This window comes from Cellulosimicrobium cellulans (genome assembly GCF_006539945.1).
GTDB classification, from domain to species: Bacteria; Actinomycetota; Actinomycetes; order Actinomycetales; family Cellulomonadaceae; genus Cellulosimicrobium; species Cellulosimicrobium cellulans.
The window spans coordinates 86843-103334 of sequence record NZ_BJNZ01000012.1; the positions used below are offsets into that span (position 1 = coordinate 86843).

At 75.2% G+C, this 16492-nt stretch carries 13 protein-coding genes; 12 read left to right on the forward strand and 1 reads right to left on the reverse strand.

Annotated features, from left to right (window positions below; translation table 11 throughout):
- Window position 1 precedes the first annotated feature (1 nt).
- Window positions 2–1009 carry an AAA family ATPase gene (locus CCE02nite_RS11005; protein WP_141389713.1) on the reverse strand — a complete coding sequence of 336 codons (1008 nt, stop codon included), beginning with the start codon at window positions 1007–1009 and terminating at the stop codon, window positions 2–4.
- A 362-nt stretch (window positions 1010–1371) separates the two neighbouring features.
- Between CCE02nite_RS11005 and mraZ the strand changes: the two genes are divergently transcribed.
- The 12 genes from mraZ (at window position 1372) to CCE02nite_RS11065 (ending at window position 16394) form a co-directional block, all read left to right on the forward strand.
- A complete protein-coding gene (gene mraZ, locus CCE02nite_RS11010) occupies window positions 1372–1806 on the forward strand; it encodes a division/cell wall cluster transcriptional repressor MraZ (RefSeq protein ID WP_141389714.1) in 435 nt (144 codons plus the stop codon).
- A gap of 160 nt (window positions 1807–1966) precedes the next feature.
- Window positions 1967–3001, forward strand: a complete 1035-nt coding sequence (rsmH, locus tag CCE02nite_RS11015; RefSeq protein ID WP_141389683.1) for a 16S rRNA (cytosine(1402)-N(4))-methyltransferase RsmH — start codon at window positions 1967–1969, stop codon at window positions 2999–3001.
- The gene (gene ftsL / locus CCE02nite_RS11020) at window positions 2998–3441 is read left to right on the forward strand and encodes a cell division protein FtsL (RefSeq protein ID WP_141389684.1); all 444 of its coding nucleotides are present in this window, start codon (window positions 2998–3000) and stop codon (window positions 3439–3441) included. Before rsmH ends, ftsL begins: the two co-directional genes overlap by 4 nt.
- 281 nt (window positions 3442–3722) lie before the next feature.
- Window positions 3723–5444, forward strand: coding sequence for a peptidoglycan D,D-transpeptidase FtsI family protein (locus CCE02nite_RS11025; RefSeq protein WP_255318800.1), 1722 nt, complete (start codon window positions 3723–3725; stop codon window positions 5442–5444).
- Between the two features lie 148 nt (window positions 5445–5592).
- Window positions 5593–7260: a UDP-N-acetylmuramoyl-L-alanyl-D-glutamate--2,6-diaminopimelate ligase gene (locus CCE02nite_RS11030; RefSeq protein WP_141389686.1), complete on the forward strand. Its 1668-nt coding sequence runs from the start codon at window positions 5593–5595 to the stop codon at window positions 7258–7260.
- Window positions 7257–8705 carry a UDP-N-acetylmuramoyl-tripeptide--D-alanyl-D-alanine ligase gene (locus tag CCE02nite_RS11035; RefSeq protein ID WP_141389687.1) on the forward strand — a complete coding sequence of 483 codons (1449 nt, stop codon included), beginning with the start codon at window positions 7257–7259 and terminating at the stop codon, window positions 8703–8705. Before CCE02nite_RS11030 ends, CCE02nite_RS11035 begins: the two co-directional genes overlap by 4 nt.
- On the forward strand, window positions 8702–9784 hold the full coding sequence (mraY, locus tag CCE02nite_RS11040) for a phospho-N-acetylmuramoyl-pentapeptide-transferase (protein ID WP_141389688.1): 1083 nt from the start codon (window positions 8702–8704) through the stop codon (window positions 9782–9784). The genes CCE02nite_RS11035 and mraY overlap by 4 nt, the downstream gene beginning before the upstream one ends.
- Window positions 9784–11232: a UDP-N-acetylmuramoyl-L-alanine--D-glutamate ligase gene (gene murD / locus CCE02nite_RS11045; RefSeq protein ID WP_141389689.1), complete on the forward strand. Its 1449-nt coding sequence runs from the start codon at window positions 9784–9786 to the stop codon at window positions 11230–11232. Before mraY ends, murD begins: the two co-directional genes overlap by 1 nt.
- A 12-nt stretch (window positions 11233–11244) precedes the next feature.
- Complete coding sequence (locus CCE02nite_RS11050; protein ID WP_141389690.1) at window positions 11245–12594, forward strand: FtsW/RodA/SpoVE family cell cycle protein; 1350 nt, start codon at window positions 11245–11247, stop codon at window positions 12592–12594.
- A 100-nt stretch (window positions 12595–12694) separates the two neighbouring features.
- Complete coding sequence (gene murG, locus CCE02nite_RS11055) at window positions 12695–13846, forward strand: undecaprenyldiphospho-muramoylpentapeptide beta-N-acetylglucosaminyltransferase (RefSeq protein ID WP_141389691.1); 1152 nt, start codon at window positions 12695–12697, stop codon at window positions 13844–13846.
- Window positions 13843–15321 carry a UDP-N-acetylmuramate--L-alanine ligase gene (murC, locus tag CCE02nite_RS11060; protein WP_308463694.1) on the forward strand — a complete coding sequence of 493 codons (1479 nt, stop codon included), beginning with the start codon at window positions 13843–13845 and terminating at the stop codon, window positions 15319–15321. Before murG ends, murC begins: the two co-directional genes overlap by 4 nt.
- 347 nt (window positions 15322–15668) lie before the next feature.
- Window positions 15669–16394 (forward strand): cell division protein FtsQ/DivIB, encoded by a 726-nt coding sequence (locus CCE02nite_RS11065; protein ID WP_255318801.1) that lies wholly within the window; start codon window positions 15669–15671, stop codon window positions 16392–16394.
- Window positions 16395–16492 lie beyond the last annotated feature (98 nt).

The following is a 16492-nucleotide window of genomic DNA, read 5'->3' on the forward strand; positions in this document are numbered from 1 at the left end:
GTCAGCGTCGCTCGGTCGCGTCCAGGGCGGGGATCGGCGTCTGCGCCACGATCGACGCGACGACGGCCTCGGCGTCCTGGCCCGAGAGCCGGGCCTCGGTCGTGATGACGAGCCGGTGCGCGAGGACGGGGACGGCGAGGTACTGCACGTCGTCGGGGAGCACGTGGTCGCGCCCCGCCATGGCCGCGAGGGACTTCGCCGCGCGCAGGAGCTGGAGCGTCGTCCGGGGTGACGCCCCGAGCCGCAGGCCGGGGTGCTCGCGCGTCGCGGTGACGAGGGCGAGCACGTACCGCTTGACGGCGCTCGACGCGTAGACGGCGCGCGCGACCTCGGCGAACCGCAGGACGGCCGCGCCGGTGGTCACGGGGCGGAGGTGGGCCAGCGGGTTGTCCGACTCCTGCCGGTCGAGCATCCGGAGCTCGGCGTCGACGTCGGGGTAGCCGACCGTCAGCCGCGCCATGAAGCGGTCGCGCTGCGCCTCCGGCAAGGGGTAGGTGCCCTCCATCTCGACGGGGTTCTGCGTCGCGACGACGAGGAAGGGGCTCGGCAACGGGTGGGTGGTCCCGTCGACCGTGGTCTGGCCCTCCTCCATGCACTCGAGGAGCGCCGACTGCGTCTTGGGGGAGGCGCGGTTGATCTCGTCGCCGATGACGATGTTGGAGAAGACCGGCCCCGGGCGGAACTCGAACTCGTGGTTCGCCGCACGGTAGATGTTGACGCCGGTGAGGTCGCTCGGCAGGAGGTCCGGCGTGAACTGGATGCGGCCGACCTTGCAGTCGATCGTGCGGGCCAGCGCCTTGGCGAGCGTCGTCTTGCCGACGCCGGGGACGTCCTCGATGAGGAGGTGGCCCTGGGCGAGGAGGACGGCGACGGTGACGGTCACGAGGTCCGGACGGCCCGTGACGACGGACTCGATGCCGGAGCGGATCCGGCCCGTGGTCTCGACCAGCTCGTCGAGACCGGCGAGCGCGTCGCCCCCGGGCTCGTCGGAGGGCGCGACAGGGGCGATGTCGGGGAGCACGGAGACCTCCGTCGTCGGTGGCGCAGTGCCGCGGACCAGGGAGACCGCGGGTGGGAAGAGCCTAGTGGACCGCCGGCCCTGCGCCGAGCGTCCGCGCGAGGACCGGACGCCGCGCGGCCGCTGCGTGCGCCACCCCTGGACCGACGTCGCGACGCGCCATGGGGAGTGCTCCCCTCCACCGCGCTCCACCCAACGTGACCTGCGGAGATCCTGCGAAGGCGGGTGAAAGCCCGGGGTTTCACCGAGAGCGGTGGAGGGAAGTGGAGTACCGTGGAGGAGAAGGGAGCAGGAGGGGAGGTGCCAGGTGCATGTCCGGTTTCGTGGACGACGTGCTCGGCGGTTCCTCCGGCCTGCTCCTGGGCACCTTCACGCCACGTCTGGACGACAAGGGGAGGCTCATCCTCCCGGCGAAGTTCCGGTCGCGGCTCGCACCGGGTCTCGTCATGACGCGGGGGCAGGAGCGCTGTCTGTTCCTGCTGCCGATGGACGAGTTCCGGCGCATGTACGACCAGATCCGGCAGGCGCCGGTGACGAGCAAGCAGGCCCGGGACTACCTGCGCGTCTTCCTCTCGGGGGCGAGCGACGAGATCCCGGACAAGCAGGGACGCATCTCGATCCCCGCGCCCTTGCGGGCGTACGCGGGGCTCGATCGCGACGTCGCCGTGATCGGCGCCGGCACGAGGGTCGAGATCTGGGACGCGCAGGCCTGGGAGACGTACCTCGCGGAGCAGGAGTCGGCGTACTCCGACACCGCGGAGGAGGTGTTCCCTGACCTGCGCTTCTAGAGCACGACCCACGGTTCCCGCACGGTGAGGCCTCCTCCCGCCCGGTCTGACGCACTTCCCCGGCGCCAGAAAGGACGCGGAGGGAGACCTGACCGTACGGGTACCGGCGAGGCGCACGACCGGACGGCACGGCCACGACCAGCACGGAGAGGAGACGGACATGACGAGCGCCCCCGACGACGCCGCCGAGCGGCACGTCCCGGTCCTCCTCCAGCGCTGCGTCGACCTCCTCGCCCCGGCGCTCGCGGAGCCCGGCGCCGTCCTCGTCGACTGCACGCTCGGCATGGGCGGGCACACGGAGGCCGTCCTGGAGCAGGTCCCGACGGCGCGCGTCGTCGGCATCGACCGCGACCCCGAGGCCATCGCCCGCGCGTCGCGCCGTCTCGAGCGGTTCGGCGACCGGTTCCGCGCGGTGCACGCCGTGTACGACGACATCGGCGAGGTCGTGGCCGACGTCGTCGGCGGGCCGGTCCAGGGCGTGCTCATGGACCTCGGGGTGTCCTCGCTCCAGATCGACGAGGCCGACCGCGGGTTCTCCTACGCGCACGACGCGCCGCTCGACATGCGCATGGACCCGACGACCGGCCGGACGGCCGCCGACGTCCTCAACACCTACGACGAGCGCGCGCTCACCCGGATCCTGCGCGACTACGGCGAGGAGCGGTTCGCGCAGCGCGTCGCCCGCGCGATCGTCCGGCGCCGCGAGCAGCGCCCGTGGGAGCGCAGCGCGGAGCTCGTCGAGGTCGTGCGCGGCGCGATCCCGGCCGCGACGCGCACGACGGGCGGGAACCCGGCCAAGCGGACCTTCCAGGCCCTGCGGATCGAGGTGAACGGCGAGCTCGAGGTGCTCGAGCGCGCGGTCCCCGCCGCCGTGGACATCCTGGCCGTGGGCGGGCGCCTCGTCGTCGAGTCGTACCACTCGCTCGAGGACCGGATCGTCAAGCGCGTGCTGGCCGCGGGGGCGACGATCAGCGCACCGCCCGGGCTGCCCGTCGTGCCGGAGGAGGACCAGCCGTACCTGCGGCTCCTCACCCGGGGCGCGGAGGAGGCGTCGGCCGTCGAGCGGGAGACCAACCCGCGCTCGGCGTCCGTCCGGCTCCGCGCCGCCGAGCGCACCCGGCCCACGCCGCCGCACCGCCGCCCGACGCACCGACCGACCGACCGACCGCACGACCCGGGGGAGAGGACACGATGAGCGCACAGAGGTCGACCGCCGCCCGCCCGCTCCCGCGCACCGCGCGCCCGGCACCGCGCCCGTCGCTCACGGCGCTGCCGGGCGGCGCGTCGGAGCGCGCGCTCCGATCGCGTCTCGAGCTCGTCCGGGCGCCGCTCCAGGCGCGGTCCAAGATCCCGTTCCTCGTCGTCTGCATGTCGATCCTCGGCGCGGCGCTGCTGTGTGCTCTCCTGGTGAACACGACGATGGCGCGCAACTCCTACGAGATGTCGGAGCTGCGCCGGGAGGTGAGCCGCGTGGCCCAGGACACGCAGAGCCTGCAGGCGCAGGTCGACGCCCAGAAGACCTCGCTGCCGGACACCGCGGCCTCCCTCGGCATGGTGCCCGCGGAGGACCCGGCGATGGTCCGGCTGTCCGACGGCACGGTCCTCGGCGGCGCGCAGGAGGAGGCCGGGCAGTGACGGGCGAGACCGGAGCCGGCCGCGACCGCCGGTCGCGACCCGCGGCGAGCACGCAGCGGTCCCGCCCCGCCCCCACGGCCTCCCGGCCCTCGCCGGGAGGCCGTGGTGCTTCCGGCGACGGTCGCAGGACGGCGGGCACGAGCACGCGCGTCGCGGCGACCGCCCGCCCGTCGAGGACCGCCCCCTCCCGGTCGCCGCGGGGTGGCGGCCGCCCGCCGGCCCGCCCCGCGCGGGCGACCCGCGAGCCGGGCCGCCCCGAGCGACGTCAGCGCTGGCTCATCGTGGTCGCCGGCGTGGTCGCGGCGGTCTTCGTGGGCCAGCTCGTCAACGTCCAGGTGCTGCGCGGGCCGGCGCTCGCGGCCGACGCGCGCGCCGACCGGACGCGCAGCTCGACCCTCCTGGCCCACCGCGGCGACATCACCGACGCCGACGGTGTGGTGCTCGCGACGTCCGTGGACCGGTACACGGTCGCGGCGGACCCCAAGACGATCGCCGACTTCGAGCCCCGACCTGCCGACCTCGTCGACGGCGAGCCGCTCGAGGAGGGTGGCGCCGTGGGCGTGGCCAAGCTGCTCGCCCCGATCCTGGGGAAGTCCTCCCCGGAGCTCGCCGCACAGCTCAACGGGACCTCGCGGTACGTCGTCCTCGCCAAGGACGTCACGCCCGAGGTGCAGCGCCAGATCGCGGACCTCCAGCTCTCCGCCTACGTGCGCACCACCATGACGAGCGAGCGGACGTACCCGGCGGGCACGGTCGCGGGCAACCTCGTGGGGTTCGTCAACGAGGAGCAGGCGGGTGGCGGCGGCGTCGAGGCGTCCTACGACGACGTCCTCGCCGGCGTCTCCGGGTCGCGCGAGTGCGAGGCCGGGCTGGGCGGGCAGGTCATCCCGACCGGCCGGTGCGACGTCGTGGACGCGGTGCCCGGGCGGAACGTGCAGCTCACCGTCGCGCGCGACGTGCAGTGGAAGGCCCAGGACTCGGTGGACCGCGCGGTGAGCGAGACGGGGGCGGAGTACGCGATCGCGGTCGTGCAGGACGTCCGCACGGGCGAGGTCCTCGCGCTCGCGGACTCGGGGACGGTGAACCCGAACGACCGCACGACCGACGCCGTCGCCCGGCCGAGCCGGGCCGTGTCGAACGTCTTCGACCCGGGCTCGACGGGCAAGGTCGTCACGATGGCGGCCGCGATCGAGGGCGGCTACGCGGACGCCGGAACGCAGTTCGAGGTACCCGACCGCTACACCACGCCCAACGGACAGACGTTCAAGGACTCCCACGACCACCCGGTGCAGCGCCTCACCCTCGCCGGGGTCCTCGCCGAGTCCTCGAACACCGGGACGGTCCAGGTCGGGGAGAAGATCCCCAAGCAGGTGCGCTACGACTACCTGCACAAGTTCGGCTTCGGGCAGAAGTCCGGGCTCGGCCTGCCCGGCGAGTCCGCCGGGATCCTGCACCCCGCCGACGCGTGGGACGGGCGCACCGAGTACGCCGTGCTGTTCGGCCAGAGCGTGTCGGTGAACGCCATCCAGGCGACGAGCGTCTTCTCGACGATCGCCAACGGTGGCGTCCGGGCGACGCCGAGCATCGTCGCGGGCACGACGGACGAGCGCGGCGAGCTCGTGCCCGCGGATCGTCCCGATCCGGTCCGTGTGGTCTCGCAGGAGACCGCGGACACCGTGCTGCACATGATGGAGTCGGTGGTCGAGGAGGGCACGGGGTCGAGCGCGGCGGTGCCCGGCTACCGCGTCGCGGGCAAGACCGGGACCGCGGAGGCCGCCGGGGACGACGGCCGGTTGTCGGGGATCATGGCGTCGTTCATCGGCGTGGCCCCCGCGGACGACCCTCGGTACACGGTGTCGGTGTTCCTCAAGAACCCCCACTCGTCGATCTACGGCGGCGTCGTCGCGGCGCCCGTGTTCAGCGAGATCATGGGTTTCACGCTCGAGCACCAGGGCGTGCAGCCGAGCACGGAGCCGTACGTGCCGCTCCCGACGACGTGGTGAACCTCACCCCGTCGGCCGACCTCGCGCCACGAGGCCGTCGCGTCGTCCGTGACGACGTCGGTGAAGGTCCGGTGAAGCGTGCACCGCTGCGGTGGCCGGGGCACGACGGCTTGCGAGGGTGGCGGCCCCGGCACGGTAGGTTCTACACGTGACATCCCCGATCGACCGTCTTCGTCCTGCCGCGACCACCCGTCGGTCGGTCGAGGACCTGGCCGCACGGTTCGGTCTCGACGTCCGCGCAGGTGGCGGGCCCGGTGGCTCGTCCGCACCGGCCGGCGTCGAGGTGTGGTCGGTCGCGTCCGACGACCGGACTGCGGACGCGGGTGACCTCTTCGTCGCCCTCCCCGGCGCCCGCGCGCACGGGGCGCGCTTCGCGCCCGCCGCCGTCGCGCGCGGGGCGCACGCCGTCCTCACGGACGAGCAGGGCGCCGCGCTCGTGGCCGAGGCGGGCCTCGGGGTCCCCGTGCTCGTCGCCACGGACCCGCGCGCGCTGCTCGGCCCGGTCGCTGCCTGGGTCTACGGCAGCCCCGCGCAGGACCTCACGACGTTCGGCGTGACGGGCACGAACGGCAAGACCACCACCACCTACCTGGTCGACCACGCGCTGCGCGCGCTCGGCTGGAAGGGCGGGCTCATCGGCACGGTCGAGATGCGGTCGGGCGACCGCGTCCTACCGAGCCGGCTCACGACGCCCGAGGCCGCCGACCTCCAGGCGCTGCTCGCGGCGATGCGGGAGGACGCCGTGCGCACCCTCGCGATGGAGGTCTCGTCGCACGCGCTCGCGCTGCACCGGGTCGACGGGCTCGTGTTCGACGTCGTGGGCTTCACCAACCTCAGCCAGGACCACCTCGACTTCCACGGCGACCTCCAGGAGTACTTCGAGGCGAAGGCGCTCCTCTTCACGCCCGAGCACGCCCGCCGCGGTGTCGTCGTCGTCGACGACGCGTGGGGCGAGCGCATGGTCGCGGCCGCGCGCATCCCCGTCGCGACGCTGCGCGTCGGCGCGCCGAGCCCGGAGGCCCGGCAGCCCGTCGCGGACTGGACCGTGCACGACGTCGAGCCCTCGGCAGCGGGCGGCTCCACGTTCACGCTGCGGCACCGCGACGGCCGGAGCGTGCGCACGACGACGGCCCTGCCGGGCGCGTTCAACGTCGCCAACGCTGCCCTGGCCCTCGCGCTCGTGCTCGAGGCGGGGAACGACCCGCGCGACGTGGAGGCGGCGCTCGAGGCGGCGGGCGGGCTCGTCCCGGCGGTGCCGGGGCGGATGGAGCTCGTCTCTCGCCCGCCGCACCGTCCGCGCGTCGTCGTGGACTTCGCCCACAACCCGGACGCGCTGGCGCTCGCCCTCGACGCGCTGCGCCCCACGACGGCAGGCCGCCTGGTCGTCGTGTTCGGTGCCACGGGCGACCGCGACCGCGGCAAGCGGCCCACGATGGGCGGCGTCGCGGTCGAGGGCGCCGACGTCGTGGTCGTGACGGACGACGACCCGCACGGCGAGGACCCGACCGCGATCCGCGCGGAGGTGCTGCCGGGCGCGCACGCCGCGCGCGAGGCGGCGGCGGCCGCGCCCGAGCCGCGCGACGTCGTCGTGCTCGAGGTGGCGCCGCGCGCCCGGGCGATCCGTGAGGCGATCGCCGCCGCCGGCCCCGACGACACGGTGCTCGTCGCGGGCCGCGGCCACGAGGTGTGGCAGGAGATCGCCGGCGTCGACCACCCTCTGGACGACCGTGTCGAGGCGCGCGCCGCGCTCGAGGAGCGGGACACGGCCCGCGCACCCCACGGCACCCCCGACGACCTGAAGGAGCACCACGCATGATCGAGCTCACTGCGGCGCAGGTGGCCGCAGCGACCGGTGGACGGCTGTCCGCCGACCCGGAGGTGCGGGTCGGGGGGCCCGTCGTCGTCGACTCGCGCCGGGTCGCGCCGGGATCGCTCTTCGTCGCGCTGCCCGGCGAGCACGTCGACGGGCACGACTTCGCGGCCGGCGCCGTCGCCGCCGGCGCGACCCTGGTCCTCGCCGCGCGTGAGCTCGACGTGCCGTGCGTCGTCGTCGACGACGTGCAGACCGCGCTCGGCGAGCTCGCCCGGCACGTGCTCGCGACGCTGCGCGAGCGCGGCGACCTGCGCGTGGTCGCCGTGACCGGCTCGGTCGGCAAGACGACGACCAAGGACCTGCTGGGTCAGCTGCTGCGGCCCGAGGGCGAGACGGTCGTGCCGCGCGGTTCGTTCAACAACGAGATCGGGCTCCCGCTCACGGTGCTCGAGGCGGACGAGTCCACGCGGTTCCTGGTGCTCGAGATGGGCGCGAGCGGCGTCGGTCACCTCACCTACCTGACGCGCATCGCACCCCCCGACGTCTCGGTCGTGCTCGTCGTGGGCAGCGCCCACCTCGGGGAGTTCGGCGGGATCGAGGCCGTGGCCCGCGCCAAGTCCGAGCTCGTCACGGGGCTCGCGCCGGGCGGGGTCGCGGTGCTCAACGCCGACGACCTCCGGGTCGCCGCGATGGCCGACCTCGCGCCGGGCGAGGTCGTCACGTTCGGCACCATCCCCGCCGCCGACGTGCGCGCCGAGGACCTCGGGATCGACCGCACCGGCCGGGCGTCCTTCACGCTGCGTGTGCGTCCGGGAGCGGCCGGGGACGCGCGGCCGAGCGAGGAGACGCGCGCGCGCGCGACCCTCGGCCTCGTGGGCGAGCACCACGTGACGAACGCCCTCGCGGCCGCGACGGCGGCGCTGCGCCTCGGCGTCGCACTGCCCGACGTCGCCGCGCGGCTCTCCGACGCTCGCGCGCTCAGCCCGCACCGGATGCAGGTCACCGAGCGGCCGGACGGCATCACGGTGATCGACGACTCGTACAACGCGAACCCCGACTCCATGCGGGCCGCGCTCAAGGCGCTGGCCGTGATGGCGGGGCGCGACCGGCGCTCGGTCGCCGTGCTCGGCGAGATGCTCGAGCTCGGCGAGGACTCGCGCGTCGCTCACGACGACCTCGGCCGGCTCGTGGTCCGATTGAACGTCAAGCTGCTCGTCGTGGTCGGCGAGGGCGCCGGCGGGATCCACGACGGCGCGACCCAGGAGGGGTCGTGGGGCGACGAGACCCGGTTCGTCCCCGACGTGGAGGCGGCGTCCGCGCTGCTGCGCGACGAGCTGCGGGAAGGGGACGTCGTGCTCGTGAAGGCCTCGAACGGGTCCGGGCTGTGGCGGCTCGGCGACGAGCTGGCCGCGGCCGGTGGCGACGCGTCCGGAGGTGACCGCGCATGATCGCGATCATCGTCGCGGCGGGCGTCTCCCTGCTCGTCGCCCTCTTCGGGACGCCGCTGTTCATCCGGTTCCTCGTCCACCGCAACTACGGGCAGTTCGTCCGCCAGGACGGCCCCACGGCGCACTTCACCAAGCGCGGGACGCCCACCATGGGCGGGGTCGTGATCATCGGGGCGACGCTGCTCGGCTGGGCGATGTCGTACGTCGTCTCGGGGCGGTTCCCGAGCGTGTCCTCCCTGCTCGTGCTGTTCCTCATGACCGGGCTCGGGATCGTCGGGTTCCTCGACGACTTCACGAAGATCCGCAAGCAGCGCAGCCTCGGGCTCACGGCGCGCGCCAAGATCATCGGCCAGGGGGCCGTGGGCATCGCGTTCGCGGTGCTCGCGCTGCAGTTCCCCAACGAGCACGGCCGGACCCCCGCGTCCACGCGCATCTCCTTCCTGCGCGACACGAACCTCGACCTCGCGTTCGCGGGCGCGACGGTCGGGCTCGTCCTCTTCGTCGTCTGGGCGAACTTCCTCATCACGGCCTGGTCGAACGCGGTGAACCTCACCGACGGCCTCGACGGTCTCGCGACGGGCGTCTCGCTCATCGTGTTCGGCTCGTACGTCCTCGTGGGCATCTGGCAGCTCAACCAGACGTGCCAGCGGCTCGCCTCGGCAGGCCCGAGCTGTTACGAGACCCGGGACCCGCAGGACCTCGCGATCGTCGCCGCGGCGATCGTCGGCGCGTGCTTCGGCTTCCTCTGGTGGAACGCGAGCCCGGCGAAGATCTTCATGGGCGACACCGGCTCGCTCGCCCTCGGCGGCGCGCTCGCCGGCCTGTCGATCCTCACGCGCACCGAGTTCCTCGCGCTCATCATCGGCGGCCTGTTCGTCATCATCGTGCTCTCCGACGTCATCCAGATCGGCTTCTTCAAGATGACCGGTCGGCGCGTGTTCAAGATGGCCCCGCTGCACCACCACTTCGAGCTGTCGGGCTGGGGCGAGGTCACCATCGTGATCCGCTTCTGGCTCATCGCCGGTCTGTTCGCCGCGCTCGGCATCGGCATCTTCTACGCCGAGTGGGTGGTCGGCTAGTGGTACGCGACCGTCACGACCTCGCGGTCCCGCTCGACGCGGCGCGCGTGGTCGTCGCCGGCCTCGGTGTCTCGGGCCGGGCCGCCGTGGCCGCCCTCGCGTCCCGGGCCGCCGCCGTCGTCACGCTCGACGACCGCGCCGAGGACGCGGACCTGCGCGACGCGGACGACGTCGACCTCGCGGCGACCGACCTCGTCGTCGTCTCGCCCGGCTGGCCTCCGTCCCACCCGCTGCTCGTCGCGGCGGGGGAGCGGGGCGTGCCGGTGTGGAGCGAGGTGGAGCTCGCGTGGCGGCTGCGCGTCGACGGCCCGTCCGGGCGTCCGGCGCCCTGGCTCGCCGTGACCGGGACGAACGGCAAGACCACGACCGTCGAGATGCTCGAGACGATCCTGCGGACCGCGGGGCTGCGTGTCGCGGCGGTGGGCAACGTCGGCACGCCCGTCGTGGAGGCTGTGCTCGACCCGACGCTCGACGTGCTCGCCGTGGAGCTCTCGAGCTTCCAGCTCCACTTCACGCACACGACGTCGCCCGAGGCGGGCGCGGTGCTCAACGTCGCCCCCGACCATCTCGACTGGCACGGCGGCCTCGACGCGTACGCCGCGGACAAGGGCCGCGTGTTCGAGGACGCGCAGGTCGCGTGCGTCTACAACGCCGCGGACCCGCGCACGGAAGCGCTCGTGCGGGAGGCCGACGTGGTCGAGGGCGCGCGCGCCGTCGGCTTCACGCTCGGCGCCCCGGCCCGCGGCCAGCTCGGCGTCATCGAGGACGTGCTCGTGGACCGGGCGTTCCACGCGCCCGCGGACGCGCCCGACCGGCACACGCATGCCGCCGAGCTCGCGACGCTGGGCGACCTCGCCCACCTGGCCGGGGCCGACGGCGTCGTGCGCGCGCACGTGGTGGCAAACGCCCTCGCCGCGGCCGCCCTGGCCCGTGCGCACGGCGTGCCCGCCGTGGCCGTGCGCGACGGGCTGCGCGCCTTCCGGACGGGCTCGCACCGCATCGAGCAGGTCGCGTCGGTCGACGGCGTGGCCTACGTCGACGACTCCAAGGCGACGAACGCGCACGCGGCCTCCGCGTCGCTCGCGTCGTTCGCGCCCGGGACGGTCGTGTGGGTCGCGGGCGGTCTCGCCAAGGGCGCGTCGTTCGACGAGCTCGTCGCCGCGCGCGCGGACCGGCTGCGGGCCGTGGTGCTCATCGGCGTCGACGCGGAGCCGTTCGCGGGCGCGCTCGCCCGACACGCGCCCGATATCCCGGTGGTCCGGGTCGATCCTGGCGACACTGGGACCGTGATGCCCCGCGCCGTCGACTCCGCCCGCCGCCTCGCGCAGGCCGGCGACACGGTGCTGCTCGCCCCGGCAGGTGCGTCGATGGACCAGTTCCGCTCGTACGCCGCGCGCGGCGACGCGTTCGCCGACGCGGCGCGCGCGCTGCGCCCCGACCACGGGTAGGCCGGTCCGGCCATGACACAGACCGCGAACGGACGAGGGGCACCGTCGGCCCGCACGACCCCTCGTGCGGGCGCGGGCCGCACCGCGACGCGAGGCCGGACGAAGGCGCCGACGGGCCGCGAGGCGCGCCCCCGCACGACCGCCCCGACCGAGCGGCCCTGGCTCGGGCAGTGGAACAGCACCGTGACGAGCTACTACCTCCTCGTCGGCGCGACCGCGCTGCTGACGATCATCGGGCTCGTCATGGTGTTCTCCAGCTCGGCCGTCACCCAGATCGCGGCGGGCAAGTCGCCGTTCGGCGCGTTCGTCGAGCAGGCGCGGTTCGCGCTCATGGGCCTCCCCGTGCTGCTGATCGCCGCGCGTGTCCCCGTCCGCTGGTACAAGCGCCTGGCCTGGCCCGGCCTGGTCGTCGCCGTCGGCCTGCTCGCCGCCGTCGTGGTGTTCGGCGACGCGACCGGCGGCAACCAGAACTGGCTGCCGATCGGATCGTTCCGGTTCCAGCCCTCCGAGCTCGCGAAGCTCGCGCTGGCGCTGTGGCTCGGGGTGGTCCTCGGCCGCAAGCAGCGGCTGCTCGGTGAGTGGCGGCACGTCCTCGTGCCCGCCGTGCCGGGAGCGCTCGCGGTCGTCGGTCTCGTGCTCGCCGGCCACGACCTCGGCACGGCGCTCGTCATCATGATGCTCGCGGCGGGTGCGTTCGTCGTGTCCGGCGCGAGCGCGCGCCTGCTCGGGCTGGGCGCGGCGGCCGCGGCCTTCGCCGTCGGCTACGGGTTGATCTACCTCCAGGAGGGCGGCGACCGTCTCGGCCGGATCGCATCGGCGTACGGGGAGTGCACGGACCCGCTCGGTGAGTGCTACCAGTCCCTGCACGGGCAGTGGGCGCTCGGGACCGGAGGGCTGACGGGCGTGGGGCTCGGCGCGAGCCGGGAGAAGTGGCTGTACCTGCCCGAGGCGCACAACGACTTCATCTTCGCCGTGATCGGCGAGGAGCTCGGGCTCTTCGGGACGCTGCTCGTCCTCGGTCTGTTCGTCGTCCTCGGACTGGCGATGAGCAGGATCGTGCGGCGCCACCCGGACCCGTTCGTCAAGATCGCCACGGCGGCCATCGGCTGCTGGATCGTCGGGCAGGCCTTCATCAACATCGGCGTGGTGATCGGGCTCCTGCCCGTGATCGGCGTACCGCTGCCGCTCGTGTCCGCCGGAGGCACGGCGCTCGTGACGACCATGGCCGCCCTCGGCGTCGTGATCTCGTTCGCGCGCACCGAGCCCGGCGCGGCCGAGGCGCTGGCGGCGCGGGGGAGCGTCGTGCGGCGCTCGCTCGCGGTCGTCGGCCGGGCCGCCCGGCCCCGGCGCCGGGCGCGATGACCCCCGGTCCGGGACCGGGCGACGCCCGGCCACCCGCGACCCACAGCTTCAGACCAGAGCCAGGACGCGGCGACCGCCGCAGGGAAGGACGACGAGGTACGTGACGACGATCGGTTCGGTGGTGCTCGCAGGCGGCGGGACGGCGGGGCACGTGAACCCGCTCCTGGCGGTGGCGGACGAGCTGCGGGCGCGTGAGCCCGGCGTGGTGGTGACCGCGCTCGGGGTCGCGGGCGGGCTGGAGGACGACCTCGTGCCCGCGCGCGGCTACCCGCTGCGGCACGTGCCGCGCGTCCCGCTCCCGCGGCGGCCGAGCGCCGAGTGGGTCAACCTCCCGGGGCGGCTCAGGTCGGCGGTCGACGCCGCGGGCGCCGTGATCGACGAGACGGACGCACGCGTCGTCGTGGGCTTCGGCGGCTACGTCTCGACCCCCGCCTACCTCGCCGCGCGCCGTCGTGACGTCCCGGTGGTGATCCACGAGCAGAACGCCCGACCCGGGCTCGCCAACCGGCTCGGCGCCCGGTGGGCCGCGCGCGTCGGCGTGACCTTCGAGGGCACGCCGCTCAAGGGCGGTGTGGTGACCGGTCTGCCGCTGCGCCGCGAGATCCAGGACCTCGTGGCCGCCCGGGCCGCCGACGCGGTGGCGGTCCGCGCCGACGCCGCGGCGCGGCTCGGGCTCGACCCGGGTCGGCGCACGCTCGTCGTCACGGGCGGGTCGCTCGGGGCGCAGAGCCTCAACGAGGCGGTCTCCGGGGCGGCCGACGCGCTCCTCGGCGCAGGCGCGCAGGTGCTGCACCTGACGGGCAAGGGGAAGGACGCCGCCGTCCGCGACGCGGCCGCGGCCGCCGTCGCGTCGCGTCCGGGCGCGCGGTACGACGTGCGCGAGTACCTCGCCGAGATGCAGCTCGCGCTCGCCGTCGCGGACCTGGTCGTGTGCCGTGCGGGCGCCGGGACCGTGGGGGAGCTCGCCGCGCTGGGCATCCCCGCCGTGTACGTCCCCCTGCCGATCGGCAACGGCGAGCAGCGGCTCAACGCCGGCCCGGTGGTCGCGGCGGGCGGTGGACTGCTCGTCGACGACGCGCAGCTCGACGCGGCGTGGGTCGCGCGCGAGGTCCCGGCGCTGCTCGGCGACCCGGGACGCCTCGACGCGATGGCGCGCGCAGCGGCGGGCGCGGGGGTGCGCGACGGCGCGGCGCGCGTCGCCGACCTCGTCGCCGAGGCGGTCGCCGCCGGCCAGACCAGGGCGCGCTCGTGACGACCCACGGTGCGGCCGCCCCGGTCCCGCTCGAGGAGCTCGGCACCGTCCACCTCGTCGGTGTCGGCGGCGCCGGCATGTCCGTGGTCGCGCGGCTCCTCGCCGCCCACGGCGTCCGGGTGCAGGGCTCGGACGCGCGCGAGAGCGAGACGCTCGCCGCCCTCCGGGCCGACGGCGTGCAGGTCTGGGCGGGCCACGACGCCGCCCACGTCGCGAGCGCCGACACGGTGGTGGTCTCGAGCGCGGTCCGCGAGTCGAACCCGGAGCTCTCCGCCGCGCGTGCCGCAGGGCTCCGCGTGCTGCACCGCTCGCAGGCGCTCGCGTCGCTCATGGTGCGCGACCGCTCGGTCGCGGTCGCGGGCGCGCACGGCAAGACGACGACGTCCGCGATGATCGCGACGGTCCTGCGCGGTGCGGGCCTCGACCCGTCGTTCGCGATCGGCGGCACGGTGCTCACCGCGGACGGTCCCGTCGCCGGGGGGCACCTCGGGTCGGACGTCCTCGTGGCCGAGGCGGACGAGTCCGACGGCTCGTTCCTCAACTACGCGCCCGACGTCGCCGTCGTGACGAACGTCGAGCCGGACCACCTCGACCACTACGGCTCGCGCGCCGCGTTCGAGCGGGCGTTCGTCGACTTCGCCGCGCGGATCGCCCCGGGCGGGACGCTCGTCGCGTGCGCCGACGACCCGGGGGCCCGGGCGCTCGCGGCGGCCCACGCCGCGGGCGGGGGTGCGGTCGTCACGTACGGCACGTCCGCCGACGCGGACGTCTGCGTGTCGGACGTGCGCCCGACGACCGACGACGGGCGTGCGGGCGTGCGCGCGTCTCTGACGGGGGCCGTCGGCACCGCGGCTCTCGACGGGCTGGAGCTCCGGCTGCGGGTGCCCGGCCACCACAACGCGCTCAACGCCACGGCCGCGGTCGTGACGGCGGTCCTGCTCGGCGTGGACGCGTCGGCGGCGGTCGCCGCAGCGCACGGCTTCCTCGGCACGGGGCGCCGGTTCGAGGCGCGCGGGGAGGCCGGCGGGGTGCGCGTCGTCGACGACTACGCGCACCACCCGACGGAGGTCGCGGCGCTGCTGGCCGCCGCGCGACCCGTCGCCGCGGGCGGCCGGGTGCTCGTGCTCTTCCAGCCGCACCTGTACTCGCGCACCGCGACGTTCGCGCGCGAGTTCGCCGACGCGCTGGGCGCCGCGGACGAGGTCGTGGTCACGGGGGTCTACGCCGCGCGCGAGGACCCCGACCCGGGGGTGGGCGCGCACACGATCACCGACCTGATGGACGCCCCCGACGTCGTGGTGGCGGCCGTGGAGGACCGGGTCGAGGCCGCGCACCGCGTCGCGGACGCCGCGCGGCCGGGCGACCTCGTGCTCACGGTCGGCGCCGGCGACGTGACGGAGCTGGGCACGGTCGTCCTCGCGCGGATCGCCGAGCGGGCCGCGGGCGCCGGGGCCTCCGGAGGGGGCGAGGCCTGATGCGCCCGCCGCCCCGGCCCCGACCCGCCGCACCCCGACCGGACCGGTCGGTCGCGGGGGAGCGCGCCGCGCGGCCGACGGCCCCGGGGGCGTCGCGGTCCGGGACGTCGACGCCGGCTCCTCGGGCCCCGGCCGAGGAGACGCCCACGCGACCGGTCCGGCGGGTGGCCGCGACCGGGCGCGAGCTCGTGCCGTCGACCGCGGAGCGTCCCGCCGCGGGCAGGGCGGCGCACCCGCGGAGCGGCGGAGGGCCGGGGAACGGCGGGGGGCGGGGGAACGGCGGCGCCGGGACGCCGACCGCGCCGCGCGGGACATCGACGGCTCCGGTCGGCGTCGTGTCGCACGGGATGACCGAGCGCCTGGCCGAGCGCGACGCGATGCGTCGGCACCGGGTGCGCACCCGCGTGCTGGGATGGACGACCGGCGTCCTCGTCGTGGCCGCGCTCGTGTGGGTCGCGTTCTTCTCCTCGGTGCTCGGGCTCGACCCGGAGGACGTGACGATCTCGGGAGAGGGGACGGTGATCGACCCGACCCAGGTCGAGTCCGTGGTCGCCGAGGCCGCCGGGGTGCCGCTGCCGCGGCTGGACACGGTCGCGCTGCGCGAGCGGGTCCTGGCCCTCAACGGCGTCCGCGACGTCGAGATCCGCCGTGCCTGGCCCACAGGACTGAGCGTGCTGCTCGAGTCGCGCGAGCCCGTGGTCGCCGTCCCGGTGGACGGCGGGTTCGCGCTCCTCGACGCCGACGGCGTCCAGGTCCGGACCGACCCCGCGGTCCCCGAGGGTCTGCCGGAGATCGACGCCCCGCTCGACGAGCGCGGGGCGAAGGCGCTCGACGCGGCGCTCGTGCTCCTCAACGCCCTTCCGCCGGATCTGCACGCGCAGGTCGCCGAGGTCTCGGCCCCGACGCGCGACGCGGTCCGGATGACGCTCCGGGACGGCGTCGTGGTGGAGTGGGGGAGCTCGGAGGAGGCGGCGCTCAAGGTGCGCGTCCTCCAGACGCTGCGGGCGGTCCCGGAGAACGCGGGCGTGACGCTGTACGACGTCTCGGCGCCCACGATGCCGGTGACGCGATGAGCAGCGCGGAAGGGCCGTGGACGGCGATACCCGACACGCGCGAGGCGGTCGTTGATGATGGGCACGTCGACACCTACGGTCGACCCATGAACGACCTG